This window comes from Streptomyces sp. NPDC058307, assembly GCF_042880295.1.
In the GTDB taxonomy this organism is placed as follows: domain Bacteria; phylum Actinomycetota; class Actinomycetes; order Streptomycetales; family Streptomycetaceae; genus Streptomyces.
The window spans coordinates 138,539-152,140 of sequence record NZ_JBHVYZ010000013.1; the positions used below are offsets into that span (position 1 = coordinate 138,539).

The window sequence follows — 13,602 nt, forward strand, 5'->3', positions numbered from 1 at the left end:
GTATCCCTCCTTGGGGGCTGTGCCGCACCTGGATGGCTCGGCATGCCTGGCATAACGACATGCGGCGGGATTCGAACGCGCTCGCTTTCGGACGTGCAGGGGCCCTTGAACCGCAAGGGGTCAACCTGTGACCGCCATACCGGGGCGGCCCATGGCCGGTGCAGATATGACCGAATCGCCGAGCCTGTGACGCCTGTGACGCACGAGGTTTCGGACGGTGATCGGCTCGCGATGGCACCAACGGAATCGGCAAACCAAGATCAGTCTTGCCCAATTGGGCAAGACTGATCTTGGAGGGCAACGCTTTCCCGGATTGTGTGATCGCTGATACGCACCGCATGGTCCAGTTGGTCACGCCACTCATCGGGGATGGTTCCTGCTCCGAGTGCGCAGGCGGTGAGGAGAGTTCGGCAGTCCTGTGCCGCTCGATCGGTAGCGAGGGCGGCACACAGGGGGTGTGCCAGGATCTCTCGCACGGCATAGCCGTCGGAGGTCTTGATCGCCTTTCGGGATGAATGGACAGCAGCGACCCCAGATGCCGTACCGACGCCGGCCCGAGATCACGCTGGGCAGCCTTCCCCTGCGCCGCGTACTCCCCGAACCGCATCGCCCCGTACTTCGCGACCCGCTCCGCCTTCACCTGGCCCCGCGGGACCGCCTTCTTCGCGTTGTAGACCTCCAACAGCCGCTCAACAGCCCTGTCCTGAGTCGCAAACCCCGACTCCTCCGCCCGACTCCCACCTGCAGTCCGATACCGGATCTTGAAAAAGTGCGGGCATTTCGACCACCGCGACCGCGGATGCCCACACTCCTTGGAAAACGACCCCATCCCACGCTTCAACACAACCGAAGGCATGACCTGCTGACCCCTGACGACCGATGCTGACAGTTCGCTGACCGCCAGAGCTCCGGATCGTTGCTGACCTGCGATTATGCGCGCACGACTAGCTATGTTCTGGAACTGGATCGGACGGTCCCAGGAGGAGATCGAGCAGGCGCGTCAGGACTGGATGACGGGTTCCCGCTTCGGCGAGGTGAAGGGTTACGACGGCGATCCGCTGCCGGCTCCTGAGCTGCCGCCGGTGCCGTTGAAGCCGCGGGGCAGGCTGCGCTGACCTGCAAGAATGCGGCATGCCTGACGCTGGGCAAGCTTCCTGCGGCTGCGGCTGCGGCTGCGCGACCGGTCCGGCGATCGGCCGACGCGACAGCGGTGAGGACCATAGCGGCCAATGTTGAGTAGGTCACCACGACCTTCTCGTCCTGGTGCAGCTGCCGTGGCTGGTCGGGTTGCACGGTCTCGGTGAAGGTACGTCCCTGGTCCTTGCCGGTGTCGGCCCGGATCGTCACCTTCTTGCGGGTGCCGTTCGCCTGCTGCTGAGCGGAGGTGCCCTCGCCGGTGGAGGTGTCACCGGTCGGGGTCTCCCCTGAGGCGTTGACGGACTTGAAACTCACCTCGACGACTTCGGTGACCGTGGCCTGCCGCGTCTGGCCGGTCGTGTGCCGCGGAACTCCTCGCCGACGTCGGCATGACGGATGGTCACGGACGGGCACGGCGGTCCCGGATGAGCCACCGGAGAAGAGGCCATCGGGACGCTGCAGGATCAGCCTCCGGGGCCGGCCGGCTTCAGTCTTCCTCTGCTCTGCGCCAAGCCCGCCCCAGTCGCCTCCAATGAAGTGGCCATTCTCATCCTATGGCGGAGCAAAGAATCCCTTGCGGCACTGCCGGTTCGCCCGCCTCGGATTTACGTTCCTCTCGCACCCTGTCATGTCGCTCTCATCCGGTCATGGCGGGTTGAATGTCATGCTCATGACGGCGCGGTTTCGCCGCCGCTACGCGCGTCACGGGCCTGCCAATCCAGTGCGCATCCCCACGTCAACGGAGGCAGAACCCCATGCGTGAGTCACGTCTGAGCAAGCGGAGACGGAGTCTGCGAAGACTCCTCGCCGTCTCCTTCCCGGCCCTCGCCCTCACCGTCGCCGGACTCGTCGCGGCACCGGGGGCCGGCGCCCAGCCCGCCACCGCCCACCCGCACACCACCAAGGTCACGCAGAACAACAAGGCGCTGACCGACCCCGCGCGTCAGACCTTCCACTCCACCGGCAAGGCCGGCCAGAAGGTACCCACCACCCACCTGTGCGCCACCGCCGAGCCGGGCCACGCGTCCTGCTTCGCCCAGCGCCGCACCGACATCAAGCAGCGCCTCGCCTCGGCGCTCGCCGCCGCGGCCCCCTCCGGCCTCTCCCCGGCCAACCTGCACAGCGCCTACAACCTGCCCACCAGCGGCGGCAGCGGCCTGACGGTCGCCGTGGTCGACGCCTACAACGACCCCAACGCCGAGTCGGACCTCGGCACTTACCGCTCCACCTACGGCCTGTCCGCCTGCACCAAGGCCAACGGCTGCTTCAAGCAGGTCAGCCAGACCGGTTCGACCACCTCGCTGCCGACCAACGACAGCGGCTGGGCCGGCGAGGAGGCCCTCGACCTCGACATGGTCAGCGCCGTCTGCCCGAACTGCAGCATCATCCTCGTCGAGGCCAGCTCCGCCAACGACTCCGACCTCGGCATAGCCGAGAACGAGGCCGTCTCCCTCGGCGCCAAGTTCGTCTCCAACAGCTGGGGAGGCTCCGAGTCCTCCTCCCAGACCAGCGAGGACACCTCGTACTTCAAGCACCCGGGCGTCGCGATCACCGTCTCCTCCGGTGACTCCGCCTACGGCGCCGAGTACCCGGCAACCTCCCAGTACGTGACGGCAGTCGGCGGCACCGCGCTGTCCACGTCCTCCAACTCCCGCGGCTGGACCGAGTCCGTGTGGAAGACCAGCTCCACCGAGGGCACCGGCTCCGGCTGCTCCGCCTACGACCCGAAGCCGACCTGGCAGACCGACACCGGCTGCACCAAACGGATGGAGGCCGACGTCTCCGCCGTCGCCGACCCCGCGACCGGTGTGGCCGTGTACGACACCTACGGCGGCTCCGGCTGGGCGGTCTACGGCGGCACCAGCGCCTCCGCCCCGATCGTCGCCGGCGTCTACGCCCTCGCGGGCACCCCGGGCTCCAGCGACTACCCGGCGAAGTACCCCTACTCCCACACCTCCAACCTGTACGACGTGACCAGCGGCAACAACGGCTCCTGCTCCACCTCGTACTTCTGCACCGCGACCACCGGCTACGACGGTCCGACCGGCTGGGGCACCCCCAACGGCACCACCGCCTTCACCTCGGGCACCAGCACCGGCAACACGGTGACCGTCACCAACCCGGGCAGCCAGTCGACGACGACCGGCGGCTCGGTCAGCCTGCAGATCAGCGCGAGTGACAGCGCGGGTGCGGCCCTCACCTACAGCGCCTCCGGCCTGCCGGCCGGCCTGTCCATCAGCAGCTCGACCGGCAAGATCACGGGAACGGCGTCCACCGCGGGCACCTACCAGGTCACCGTCACCGCGAAGGACTCCACCGGCGCCTCCAGCTCGACCTCCTTCACCTGGACCGTCGGCTCCGCCAGCGGCACCTGCACCTCGGCCCAGCTGCTCGGCAACGCCGGCTTCGAATCCGGCAACACCACCTGGACCGGCTCCAGCGGGGTCATCACCAACTCCACCAGCGAGGCGGCACACGCCGGTTCCTACTACGCCTGGCTGGACGGCTACGGCTCCGCGCACACCGACACGCTCTCCCAGTCGGTGACCGTGCCGAGCGGCTGCAAGGCCACCTTCACCTTCTACCTGCACATCGACACCGCGGAGACCTCGACCAGCAGCGCGTACGACAAGCTGACGGTCACCGCGGGCTCGACGACCCTGGCCACCTACTCCAACCTCAACAAGGCCTCCGGGTACGCCCAGAAGTCCTTCGACCTGTCCTCGTACGCCGGCTCCACCGTCACCCTGAAGTTCAACGGGGTGGAGGACTCCTCCCTCCAGACCAGCTTCGTCCTGGACGACACCGCCGTGACGACCAGCTGACCCACCCGAGGGGAACACCCGATCCCGCACGCGGAGAACGTCCGCGTGCGGGACACCCGTTATACAGGCGGCGTGTACGCCCGGCTCTGTCCGTATTCAATGCTTACCTTTGCCAATGAGATCGACTTGCAGGGTAAACGTATGAAAGCGGATTAAATGGTCAGTGAGGTCATCCCGTCCGCCGAAGCGACTTCGTCGGCCGGGGCACAACGACGCAGGGCACTGCCCTGGCCTCTCGTGGGCGGTGTACTGGCGGCGATCGGCCTGGCGGCGGTGCTCACCCTCGCCGGTACCTCGTGGCCCCAGCGGCCTGCCGTCGCCGCGTGGCGTACCGTCTGCCTGGCCATCACCGTGCAGGCGTTGCCCTTCCTGTTGCTGGGCACAGCCCTGTCCGGTGCGATCAACGCCTTCGTGCCGGCCGCCCTGTTCACCAAGGTGCTGCCTCGGCGTCCCGCTCTTGCCGTACCGGTGGCAGGTCTTGCCGGGGCGGTCCTGCCGGGCTGCGAGTGCGCCTCCGTGCCCGTCGCGAACAGCCTCATCCGACGGGGAGTGACTCCGGCGGCGGCCTTCGCCTTCCTTCTCTCGGCGCCCGCGATCAACCCCGTGGTGCTGACCGCGACGGCGGTGGCCTTTCCGGGCAACCCGGTCATGGTCGCCGCCCGGCTGCTCGCTTCACTGGCCACCGCCGCCGTCATGGGCTGGCTCTGGCTCTGGCTGGGCAAGGAGGAATGGCTGCGAACCGCCGTGCGGCACACCGGGCATCAGCCCGGCGGCAGTCGATGGAGGGAGTTCCGCCTCGGCTTCCAGCACGACTTCCTGCATGCCGGCGGATTTCTCGTACTCGGCGCGATGGCAGCGGCAACCTTCAATGTGGCCGTACCGCGCTCCGTCCTGGACACCTTCTCGGGATCGCCCTGGCTGTCGGTGCTCTTCCTGGCCGCCCTCGCCGTCGTACTCGCCGTGTGCTCGGAGGCCGACGCCTTCGTCGCCGCCTCCCTCACCGGCTTCTCGCCGACCGCCCGGCTGGCGTTCATGGTGGTCGGCCCGATGGTCGACCTGAAACTGATCGCCCTTCAGGCGGGAACCTTCGGCCGGGCCTTCGCGTGGCGCTTCTCCTCCGCCACCACCGTCGTGGCGGTTGCCGCCACCGCCCTGATCGGAGGCGCGCTCCTGTGAAACGCCACGCACAGGTGGTGCTGCTGGCCCTGATGGGTCTCGGCCTGCTGCACTCCGCTCTGTTCACCGACCTCTACCTGCGCTATGTAAAGGAAGGGCTGCGCCCTTTGCTGATCGTCTCCGGGGTGCTGCTGTTGCTCCTCGCCCTGGCGGGCGCGGCCATGGACAAAGGCCGCAACGAACATCACGGCCATGCTCACGGCCACGACCACAGCACGGCGCCCCGCATCGCGTGGCTGCTGTTCCTCCCCGCGCTCAGCCTCGTCTTCTACGCCCCGCCGGCCCTCGGCGCGTACACCGCGGGACGTTCCAGTGGCTCAGTGGTCAAGGAGCAGAAGAAGTTCGATCCGCTGCCCGCCGACTCGCCGCTCCCCATGACCCTCACGGACTTCACCACCCGGGTCCAGCAGGACCGCGAAACGGTCATCAAGGGCCGCACCGTCCAGTTGACCGGCTTCGTCACACCGATCGGACAGAGCGGCGCCTGGGACCTGACCCGGATCATCTTCACGTGCTGCGCAGCCGATGCGCGCCCCGTCAAGGTCCGCGCGTACGGCACCACGGCGCCGCCCGCCAACACCTGGCTGGCGGTGACCGGTACCTGGCACCCCGGCGGCACGCTCGGCACGAAGTCCGCGGCCGCCGCCCTCGACATCCGGACCGTCCGCCGGATCTCCCCGCCGGTCAACGCCTACACCGACGACCTTCCTCTCGTGCCCTCCTAGCCCCGCACAGGCGCTTGCAGAGGTCCTGCCAAAGTTCACCGGCGCGGGCCCCGGCTCCGGCCGGTGCCAACCGGCCGGAGTGCCGGCCCCCACGACTGCGCGCGGCGGCGGCGGGTGTTGCTGCGGGACAGCTTCCGCTTGGGAACAGCCATGGAGTCCTCCGGGACGAGTGAGCTTCGAGAAGGTTGCCGTCCTGGCGGTCAGGCGGGTCGCCGGCTTGCCCTCCTGGCTCCCCACCGTCGGGTGCGGTGGCTGCCCGCCAGTCGGCAGACGGCGTAGATGGTGAAGGAGATCGTGGTGACGTAGGGGCTGATGGGGATGCTGCTGCCCAGGGCGAGCAGGATTCCGCCCTCGATGGAGACGACGGCAAAGACCACGCTGAGCAGGGGAAGCAGCACGGGAGACGCGGTGACGCGGGCGGCGGCAGCCGCGGGGGTCACGAGAAGACTGAGGACCAGGAGCGCACCGACGACCTGGATCGAGAGGGCCACGGCCAGGCCGAGCGTCAGCATGAACGCGAACGACAGCGTGCGCACCGGCACGCCGCGCGCTTCTGCAACGTCCGGGTCGGAGCTGGCGAAGGTGAGCGGCCGCCACATGGCCATCAGGGCGATGAGCACCACCGCGGAGGTGCCGAGCAGCCAGGTCGTCTGCGGGGTGTCCACGGCGACGATCTGGCCGGTGAGCAGGCCGAACTTGTTGGCGGCACGGCCCTTGTACAGGGCGAGGAAGAGCACGCCGAGGCCGAGGCCGAAGGGCATGAGGATGCCGATCACCGAGTTGCGGTCCCGGGCACGCACGCCGAGCACGCCGATCGTGCCGGCCGCGAGGAGCGAGCCGACGATGGAACCCACCACGACGTTCGTCTCCAGCAGCAGCGCCGCCGAGGCCCCCGCGAAGGACAGCTCGCTGATGCCGTGCACCGCGAAGGGCAGGTCGCGCATGATGACGAACACGCCTGCCAGGCCGCCGATCAGGCCCAGTGCGACACCGGCGATGAGGGAGTTGCGGACCAGCGCCAGCAGTTCGCCGTAGTTGTCGAAACTGAAGATCTGGTGCCAGATCCCGTCGGCGAGCGTCATGGCCGTGCTCCGTCGGTATCGTGGGCTACGAGGGGCTCCTCGGGATGGTGCGGCTCCACCGCCGGCTCGTCGGGAGCGCCGACGACCACAACGCGGCCGCGGACGCGGACGACGTCGACCTGCGTGCCGTACAGCTGGGACAACGACTCGGACGTCATGACCTCATCCGGTGTACCGATCCGGTGGCCGCCCGGTGCCAGGTAGAGCACCCGGTCGACCAGGCCGAGCACCGGGTTGATCTCGTGGGTCACGAAGACCACTGCCGTGCCGTGGGAGCGGCGGCGGGCGTCCACCAACTCGGTGACGGCCCGCTGGTGGTTGAGGTCGAGGGAGAGCAGCGGCTCGTCGCACAGCAGGATGCGCGGGTCGGTCGCCAGGGCCTGGCCGATGCGTACGCGCTGGCGTTCCCCGCCGGACAGCAGGGTGATGGGCACGTCGGCGTAGGCGGAGGCTCCCACCGACTCCAGGATCTCCTCCACGCGGCGGCGGACCGTCGTCGTGCGCAGCCGCAGACCGAAGCGGTGCCCGTCGATCCCGAAGCGCACGAGGTCGCGGGCGCGGAGCATGGCGTGCGCGGACAGCGCCGCCTGCTGGGGGACGTAACCGATGTGCCGGCTCGCCTCGCGGGGCGGCCGGCCGAGGACGGTCAACGTGCCCGCGGACAGCGGCTGCCGGCCAAGCAGGGCCTTGACGAAGCTGGTCTTGCCCGATCCGTTCGGGCCGAGCACCGCGAGGAACTCCCCGGGCCGTACGTCGAGTTCGAGGTCCCGCCACACCACGCGCGGGCCGTAGGACAGGGCGGCGTCGCGCAGACTGATCACCGGGGGAGTGCCGGCGTCGCCGGCCGTCGAGCTGTCCTGTCGTGCGCGGGGTACGGGGGCCACGTCCGGCCGCCTCACTTGTCCAGCGCGCTCGCGAGCGCGTCGACGTTGGCGGTCATCCAGCCGAGGTAGTCCTTGCCCTTGGGCAGGGTCTCGGTGACCGGGACAACGGGGATGCCGGCCGCCTTGGCCGCGTCCTCGACCTTCTGGGTCTGGGGTCCGGACGTCTGGGCGTTGTAGACCAGTGCCTTGACCTGCTTGCCGCTGTACAGCGCGAGGGTCTCCTGGAGGACCTTGGGGGAGACGTCGTCGCCTTCCTCGATCGCCGCGCTGTACTCCGGGGGCGTCCTGTTGACCAGGCCGCTGGCCTCGGTCATGTACAGCGGTACGGGTTCGGTGATGCCGATGGCCTCGCCGCCGTGCTTCTTCTCGATGTCCGCTTCCTTGGTCTCAAGCGGCTTGAGCTTCGCCTTGAAGGCTTCGGCGTTCTTGGTGAAGGTCGCGGCGTCCGCGGAGTCGGCCTTGCCCAGGGCTGCGGCGATCCGGTCGGCGATCTTGGCGACGGTAGGGAAGTCGTACCAGACGTGCTCGTTGAGCTCGCCGCCCTTCGGGGCGGTCTTGCCGGAGACCCTGACCGCGTTGATCACCTCGGCGGAGGAGTTGCTGCTCTTGAGCATCCGGTCGACGAAGTCGTCGTAGCCGGCGCCGTTCTCGATGACGACCTTCGCCTTGGACAGGGTGAGCTGGTTCTGGGTGTTGGCCTCGTAGGAGTGCGGGTCCTGGTCGGGGTTGCTCATGATCGACGCGACGTCGGCCTTGTCGCCGCCGACCTGCTGTGCGATGTCGCCGTAGACGTTCGTCGAGGCGACCACCGGGATCGTGGACGAGGACTTCGAGCCCTGCGAGGTGCTCCCGTCGCTCGAGGAGTCCGACGAACTGCCGCAGCCGGTCAGCAGGGCCAGGGAGGCGCCGGTTATCAGCGCGAGACGTCGGGACGAGGGCGTGCGCATGGGTCCTCCACGGCGGGTGCGAACAGGAAGGTGTTCGTGAGTGGGCAGGTCGCCTCGGTCCGGACCGGACCGGTTGCTCGAACCCTAGATGGAAACGAATTTCAGTACCATGACTGGATCTAGCTGTTATGAAAATCGTTGCCAAGCCTTGACCCCGCTGTGCGGGCCGGCCATGAACGGGCGGCGCGCTCGCCCGGCTGGCACTGCTCGCAGATCCCTGTGAGCTCGACGGTGTGGTCCACCTCGGCGAAGCCGGTGGCCCCTGCCACGCCGTCCGCCCAGTGCTCGACGGCCCTCTGCGTCCACGGTCCGGCTGAGCCGCAACGGCGGCAGACCAGGTAGTGCCGATGTCCGTCGGCGGGCCGGGGCCGCTACAGCCGTTCGCCGGTCCGGTCGCGTACGACGTCGACGTGTCCGCCCGCTCCAGCGCACGCAGTGAAGGCGTACAGGTCGAGCACGCCGGGCGGGTCCGCGAGGCCGGGGCCGCCTGCGGCGATCCAGGCGGCGCTGTCGTCGGTGGCATCCGGGTCGTTGACCAGGCCCAGCCAGACCGGGCGCCCGCCGGCGGCCCGGCCTGCGGCGGAGGGCTGGACGACGATGACGTTGGCGTGCTCGCAGGCGTCCAGGCAGCCGGTCACCCGCGCCTGGGCGGTGTCGGCGAGTGCCCGGCGCAGGCCGGCGAGCTGGGCGGCGTGGTCCACGCCGGGATCTTCGCCGTTCCGCAGCAGCAGCCACGGCAGACGGTGACCTTGCAGCGGACCGCCCCCGCGCCGGCGGGGGCGGTGCTCTTACGGCCGCGGCGGCTCACTGGCTGATTCCGGTGTCGGTGCGGGCGCGGCGCCAGGCGCCGTCGGCCAGCAGGCGCAGGCCGTTGAGGCCGACGATGACGGTGGAACCCTCGTGTCCGGCGACGCCCAGCGGCAGCGGCAGGTTGCCGACCAGGTCCCAGACGACCAGGCCGGTGATGAACCCGCCGGCGATCGCGAGGTTCTGCAGGACCAGGCGGCGGGTGCGGCGGGAGAGCGCGACGACGGTGGGGACGGTGGCGAGTTCGTCGCGCACCACGACGGCGTCGGCGGTCTCCAGGGCCAGGTCGGATCCGGCGCGGCCCATGGCGATGCCGGTGTGGGCCGCGGCCAGCGCGGGCGCGTCGTTGACGCCGTCGCCGACCATCAGCACCCTCCGTCCCGACTGCTCCAGCTCCCGTACGGCGGCGACCTTGTCCTGCGGCAGCAGACCCGCGCGCACGTCGGTGATGCCGACCTCCTTGGCGAGCCGGGTCGCGGCGCGCGGATTGTCGCCGGTGACCAGCACCGGCACGGTGCCGGTCAGTTCAGCCAGCGCGGCGGTGGTGCCTGCGGCCTCCGCACGCAGCCGGTCGGCGATGCCGAGCACGCCGACCGGGGTGCCGTCGGCCAGCACGAGCACCGCGGTGCGGCCGTCCTCCTCCAGATCGGCGACCGCCGTAGCCGCCGGGTGGTCCCTGCCGTCCAGTAGCCGGGCGGGGCTGCCGACCGCCACAGTGCGGCCCCGGACGGTCGCCGTCACGCCGGTGCCGGGGGCCGAGGTGAAGTCCTCCACGACCGGGATGGCGAGGTGGCGGGTGCGGGCGGCGTCGACGACGGCGCGGGCCAGCGGGTGCTCGCTGGGATGCTCGGCCCCCGCCGCGAGCTGGAGCAGGGCGTTCTCGTCCAGGCCGGAGCCGGGCAGCGGGCGGATGTCGGTCACACGCGGGGTGCCCTCGGTCAGGGTGCCGGTCTTGTCCAGCGCGACGGCGCTCACCTGCCCGAGCCGCTCCATGACCACGGCGGACTTCACCAGCACCCCGTGCCGCCCGGCGTTGGCGATCGCGGACAGCAGCGGCGGCATGGTGGCCAGCACCACCGCGCAGGGGGAGGCGACGATCATGAAGGTCATCGCCCGCAGCAGCGTGGACTGCAGCTCGGCGCCGAAGAGCAGCGGCACGACGAACAGCGCCACCGTGGCCGCGACCATGCCGATCGAGTACCGCTGCTCGATCTTCTCGATGAACAGCTGGGTGGGGGCCTTCGTCTCGGAGGCTTCCTCGACCATGGCCACGATGCGCGCGATCACCGAGTCGGACGGGGCCCGCTCGACCGTCAGGCGAAGCGCGCCGGTGCCGTTCAGCGTGCCGGCGAAGACCTCGTCGCCCTCGTGCTTGGCCACCGGCAGCGGTTCCCCGGTGATGGTGGCCTGGTCGACCTCGCTCGCCCCGTCCAGGACCCGGCCGTCGGCACCGATCCGCTCGCCGGGCCGCACCAGGACCGTGTCACCGATGCGCAGTTGCTCGGTGGGCACGCTCTCCTCGCCGTCGCCCGTGAGGCGGGTGGCCGTGGCGGGAGCGAGGTCCAGCAGCCCGCGCACCGAGTCGGCGGTGCGGGCGGTGGCGATCGCCTCCAGCGCGCCGGAGGTGGCGAAGATGACGATCAGCAACGCCCCGTCGAGCACCTGCCCGATCGCCGCCGCACCCAGGGCCGCGACCACCATCAGCAGGTCCACGTCCAGCGTCTTGCCCTTGAGCGCCTCGAGGCCGGCCCAGCCGGGCTCCCAGCCGCCGGTGACGTAGACGGCAGCGAACAGCGAACCCCACGACCAGCCCGGCGCACCCGACGCGTACAGCGGCAGCGCGATCAGGAACAGCGCCAGGGCCGCGGCCGCCCACCGGGCCTCGGGCAGCGCGAAGATCCGGGTACGCCGCCGGGGTGCGACCGTCTCGCGGGCGGCACCGCCGGGTGGGGCCGGGCGGGTGAGAGTGGCAGACATCGACAGGGGTTCCTTCACGGATGGGGGCCTGGTCCGACCCCACCACCGTAACAGGAACGAATGAAGACCGATTCATGTGTTCATGGGATCTTGCCGTACCCTGAGCGCATGGGTCATGGAGCCGCACCGCCTGCCGGAAGCGTCCCTCGTGCACGCCTGGACGCGGCCAGTGCCGCCAAGGTCGCCACGACCTTGCAGGCGCTGGCGACCCCGTCCCGTCTGCTCATCCTCGCCCGGCTGCGGGAGGGCCCGCTGCCGGCGACCGAACTGGCCGCCGAAGTCGGCATGGAACAGTCGGCCTGCTCCCACCAACTGCGTCTGCTGCGCAACCTCAGCCTGGTCGTCGGCACCAGACGCGGCCGCTCCGTGGTCTATTCCCTCTACGACAACCACGTGGCCGAACTCCTCGACCAGGCCCTCTATCACGTCGAGCATCTCCGCCTGGGCCTGAGCGACACCGGCGAGACCGACGCGGAGCCGGAACGTGAAACCGTGGCCGTCCGGAGGATCTGACGTCGGGGTGAGCCGGTGCCGGTGCCAGGGCAGCCGTTTCAATCCGCCCGCTGGGACGCTTTTTATCGCCCGATCATGGAACCGTAGACGGCAATGCCGTCCTCCGCTCCATTCTTGAAACGCTTCATCACCCGCTGGACCGGCCAGATCACGACACCTTCGGCGAGATGCAGTTCGACGTTGATCTCTCCACGCGGATCATCTTCGTCGGCCTGCCAGACGCCACCGCGTTCGCGGCGAATCGTCTCACCGACGTACGCACCAAGAGCGAAAAGTTTCTGCCCCGGACCATCGGCAAGAAGACCACCGGCACGGGCGCCCCCACCGGACGAGTGATCGTCCATGAAACGATCGATCTCCGCCAGGCTGTCCGGGGAAAAGTCCGCGCGGTAGCCCGAATTTCGGAGGGCGTTCGCCATCCATTCGGACGAACTGACTATGTCTTGCAGAAGAGCAGTCATGGATCAACTCTCCCCCAGGGAGGATGCGGGCGTGAGGGAAAGCCGGGCGCCGACTCCCTTACCGAGTGCGTCCGAGGCTATGCGGGGGAGTCGGTCTGTTCCAGGCCGTCGGCGTTCTGCGGCAGCAGGGTTTGAGGGAAGGCGGTTGAGGTGAGAAGCGGGCGGCTTCCGATTCGGGGGGCTTGGGCGGCCGCTCAGGGGAACCCGGCTGGACGTTGTCGCCGGGAGGGAACCTGCCTTGTGATCGCCGTCGCCTTGTCGCTGCTGCCCGCCTTGGGGGCGCTGCTGTACGCCATGGACCGCATCGAGGACCGCTTGTCGGCCGGGCCGCCCACGCCCCGCCATGCCAAGGGGCGTCATCTGCGGCTGGTCCCTGACGCGGCCCCGTCCCGCACCGAGCACAGTCCGTCCCGCACCGAGCACAGTCCGGCCGAGCAGCCCGCGCAAGACCTCGACGCGGCGTGACGTCGCTTCCGGGACGGTGGGGCGGGCCGAGCCGGTGAGGACGTCGGCGGACTTCACCGGTGTCCTGATTGGGTGGATGTCCTGGGGTACTCGGCCGTCATGAAGCTGCATCTTCCTGGACGCAAAGACCATCACGGCGGCGACGAGGCTCCGGAGCGCGAGGTCCCGTCGTCCGAGGAGGTGGGCCCCGGGCCCGCGGTGGAGGAGCGTGCGCCGGACACACCGTCGCAGCTGCCGAAGACGGCGTGGGGGGCGGTGCTGCGGGGCAGCCTGCGGGAGTTCAAGGACGACGAACTGACCGACCGGGCCGCGGCGCTGACCTACTACGGCCTGTTGTCGCTCTTCCCGGCCCTGCTGGTCCTGGTGTCGATGCTCGGCCTGACCGGCAAGTCCGCCACGGACACGGTGCTGAAGAATCTCAAGCAGTTCACTCCGGGCTCGGCCCGCGACATCATCACGGGGGCCGTCCAGCAGCTGCAGGGCAACGCCGGTGTCGGGTCGGTCATGGCGATCGTCGGCATCGTGCTGGCGGTGTGGTCGGCGTCCGGGTACGTGGCCGCGTTCATCCGCTCGGCCAACCGGGTCTACGACATGCCGGAGGGC

General features: G+C 69.7%; 11 protein-coding genes and 4 pseudogenes. 7 read left to right on the forward strand and 8 right to left on the reverse strand.

Annotation, left to right across the window (positions count from 1 at the left end):
- Positions 1 to 944: 944 nt before the first annotated feature.
- Positions 945 to 1,115: pseudogene (locus ACFVYN_RS12750) on the forward strand (pirin family protein); the annotation flags it as partial.
- Positions 1,116 to 1,232: 117 nt separating this feature from the next.
- Here ACFVYN_RS12750 and ACFVYN_RS12755 read toward each other — a convergent pair.
- Positions 1,233 to 1,488 (reverse strand): annotated as a pseudogene (locus ACFVYN_RS12755) (YibE/F family protein); the annotation flags it as partial.
- Positions 1,489 to 1,892: 404 nt separating this feature from the next.
- On the opposite strand from ACFVYN_RS12755, the gene ACFVYN_RS12760 reads away from it, so the two are divergent.
- The 3 genes from ACFVYN_RS12760 (at position 1,893) to ACFVYN_RS12770 (ending at position 5,863) form a co-directional block, all read left to right on the forward strand.
- Complete coding sequence (locus ACFVYN_RS12760) at positions 1,893 to 3,962, forward strand: putative Ig domain-containing protein (RefSeq protein WP_389996586.1); 2,070 nt, start codon at positions 1,893 to 1,895, stop codon at positions 3,960 to 3,962.
- A 156-nt stretch (positions 3,963 to 4,118) separates the two neighbouring features.
- A complete protein-coding gene (locus ACFVYN_RS12765) occupies positions 4,119 to 5,138 on the forward strand; it encodes a permease (RefSeq protein ID WP_389996589.1) in 1,020 nt (339 codons plus the stop codon).
- On the forward strand, positions 5,135 to 5,863 hold the full coding sequence (locus tag ACFVYN_RS12770; RefSeq protein ID WP_389996592.1) for a TIGR03943 family putative permease subunit: 729 nt from the start codon (positions 5,135 to 5,137) through the stop codon (positions 5,861 to 5,863). Before ACFVYN_RS12765 ends, ACFVYN_RS12770 begins: the two co-directional genes overlap by 4 nt.
- Before the next feature lie 68 nt (positions 5,864 to 5,931).
- On the opposite strand, the pseudogene rpmF reads toward ACFVYN_RS12770, so the two are convergent.
- The 6 genes and pseudogenes from rpmF to ACFVYN_RS12800 form a co-directional block, all read right to left on the reverse strand.
- Positions 5,932 to 6,015 (reverse strand): annotated as a pseudogene (gene rpmF / locus ACFVYN_RS12775) (50S ribosomal protein L32); the annotation flags it as partial.
- A 48-nt stretch (positions 6,016 to 6,063) separates the two neighbouring features.
- Positions 6,064 to 6,945, reverse strand: a complete 882-nt coding sequence (locus ACFVYN_RS12780) for a metal ABC transporter permease (protein WP_389996595.1) — start codon at positions 6,943 to 6,945, stop codon at positions 6,064 to 6,066.
- The gene (locus ACFVYN_RS12785; protein ID WP_389996631.1) at positions 6,942 to 7,766 is read right to left on the reverse strand and encodes a metal ABC transporter ATP-binding protein; all 825 of its coding nucleotides are present in this window, start codon (positions 7,764 to 7,766) and stop codon (positions 6,942 to 6,944) included. Before ACFVYN_RS12785 ends, ACFVYN_RS12780 begins: the two co-directional genes overlap by 4 nt.
- 74 nt (positions 7,767 to 7,840) lie before the next feature.
- Complete coding sequence (locus tag ACFVYN_RS12790) at positions 7,841 to 8,776, reverse strand: metal ABC transporter solute-binding protein, Zn/Mn family (RefSeq protein ID WP_389996599.1); 936 nt, start codon at positions 8,774 to 8,776, stop codon at positions 7,841 to 7,843.
- Between the two features lie 371 nt (positions 8,777 to 9,147).
- Positions 9,148 to 9,584, reverse strand: a pseudogene (locus ACFVYN_RS12795) ((2Fe-2S) ferredoxin domain-containing protein).
- On the reverse strand, positions 9,581 to 11,560 hold the full coding sequence (locus ACFVYN_RS12800) for a heavy metal translocating P-type ATPase (RefSeq protein ID WP_389996603.1): 1,980 nt from the start codon (positions 11,558 to 11,560) through the stop codon (positions 9,581 to 9,583). The pseudogene ACFVYN_RS12795 and the gene ACFVYN_RS12800 overlap by 4 nt, the downstream one beginning before the upstream one ends.
- 108 nt (positions 11,561 to 11,668) lie before the next feature.
- Between ACFVYN_RS12800 and ACFVYN_RS12805 the strand changes: the two genes are divergently transcribed.
- The gene (locus ACFVYN_RS12805) at positions 11,669 to 12,073 is read left to right on the forward strand and encodes an ArsR/SmtB family transcription factor (RefSeq protein ID WP_389996606.1); all 405 of its coding nucleotides are present in this window, start codon (positions 11,669 to 11,671) and stop codon (positions 12,071 to 12,073) included.
- A 62-nt stretch (positions 12,074 to 12,135) separates the two neighbouring features.
- On the opposite strand, the gene ACFVYN_RS12810 is transcribed toward ACFVYN_RS12805, so the two are convergent.
- Entirely contained in the window at positions 12,136 to 12,534 is a 399-nt protein-coding gene (locus ACFVYN_RS12810) for a hypothetical protein (RefSeq protein ID WP_389996609.1), read from the reverse strand.
- Positions 12,535 to 12,774: 240 nt separating this feature from the next.
- Here ACFVYN_RS12810 and ACFVYN_RS12815 point away from each other — a divergent pair, with 240 nt between their 5' ends.
- Together ACFVYN_RS12815 and ACFVYN_RS12820 are read left to right on the forward strand one after the other, a co-directional pair.
- Positions 12,775 to 12,999 carry a hypothetical protein gene (locus ACFVYN_RS12815; RefSeq protein ID WP_389996612.1) on the forward strand — a complete coding sequence of 75 codons (225 nt, stop codon included), beginning with the start codon at positions 12,775 to 12,777 and terminating at the stop codon, positions 12,997 to 12,999.
- A gap of 99 nt (positions 13,000 to 13,098) precedes the next feature.
- Positions 13,099 to 13,602: YihY/virulence factor BrkB family protein (locus ACFVYN_RS12820; protein WP_389996614.1), on the forward strand; the 504-nt coding region annotated here is incomplete at its 3' end.

Bases quoted from the DNA above. Each gene is read 5' to 3' on its own strand.
- ACFVYN_RS12760 (WP_389996586.1), top strand. From the start codon at position 1,893: ATGCGTGAGTCACGTCTGAGCAAGCGGAGACGGAGTCTGCGAAGACTC.
- ACFVYN_RS12805 (WP_389996606.1), top strand. From the start codon at position 11,669: ATGGGTCATGGAGCCGCACCGCCTGCCGGAAGCGTCCCTCGTGCACGC.
- ACFVYN_RS12765 (WP_389996589.1), top strand. From the start codon at position 4,119: ATGGTCAGTGAGGTCATCCCGTCCGCCGAAGCGACTTCGTCGGCCGGG.
- ACFVYN_RS12790 (WP_389996599.1), bottom strand. From the start codon at position 8,776: ATGCGCACGCCCTCGTCCCGACGTCTCGCGCTGATAACCGGCGCCTCC.
- ACFVYN_RS12780 (WP_389996595.1), bottom strand. From the start codon at position 6,945: ATGACGCTCGCCGACGGGATCTGGCACCAGATCTTCAGTTTCGACAAC.
- ACFVYN_RS12800 (WP_389996603.1), bottom strand. From the start codon at position 11,560: ATGTCTGCCACTCTCACCCGCCCGGCCCCACCCGGCGGTGCCGCCCGC.
- ACFVYN_RS12810 (WP_389996609.1), bottom strand. From the start codon at position 12,534: ATGACTGCTCTTCTGCAAGACATAGTCAGTTCGTCCGAATGGATGGCG.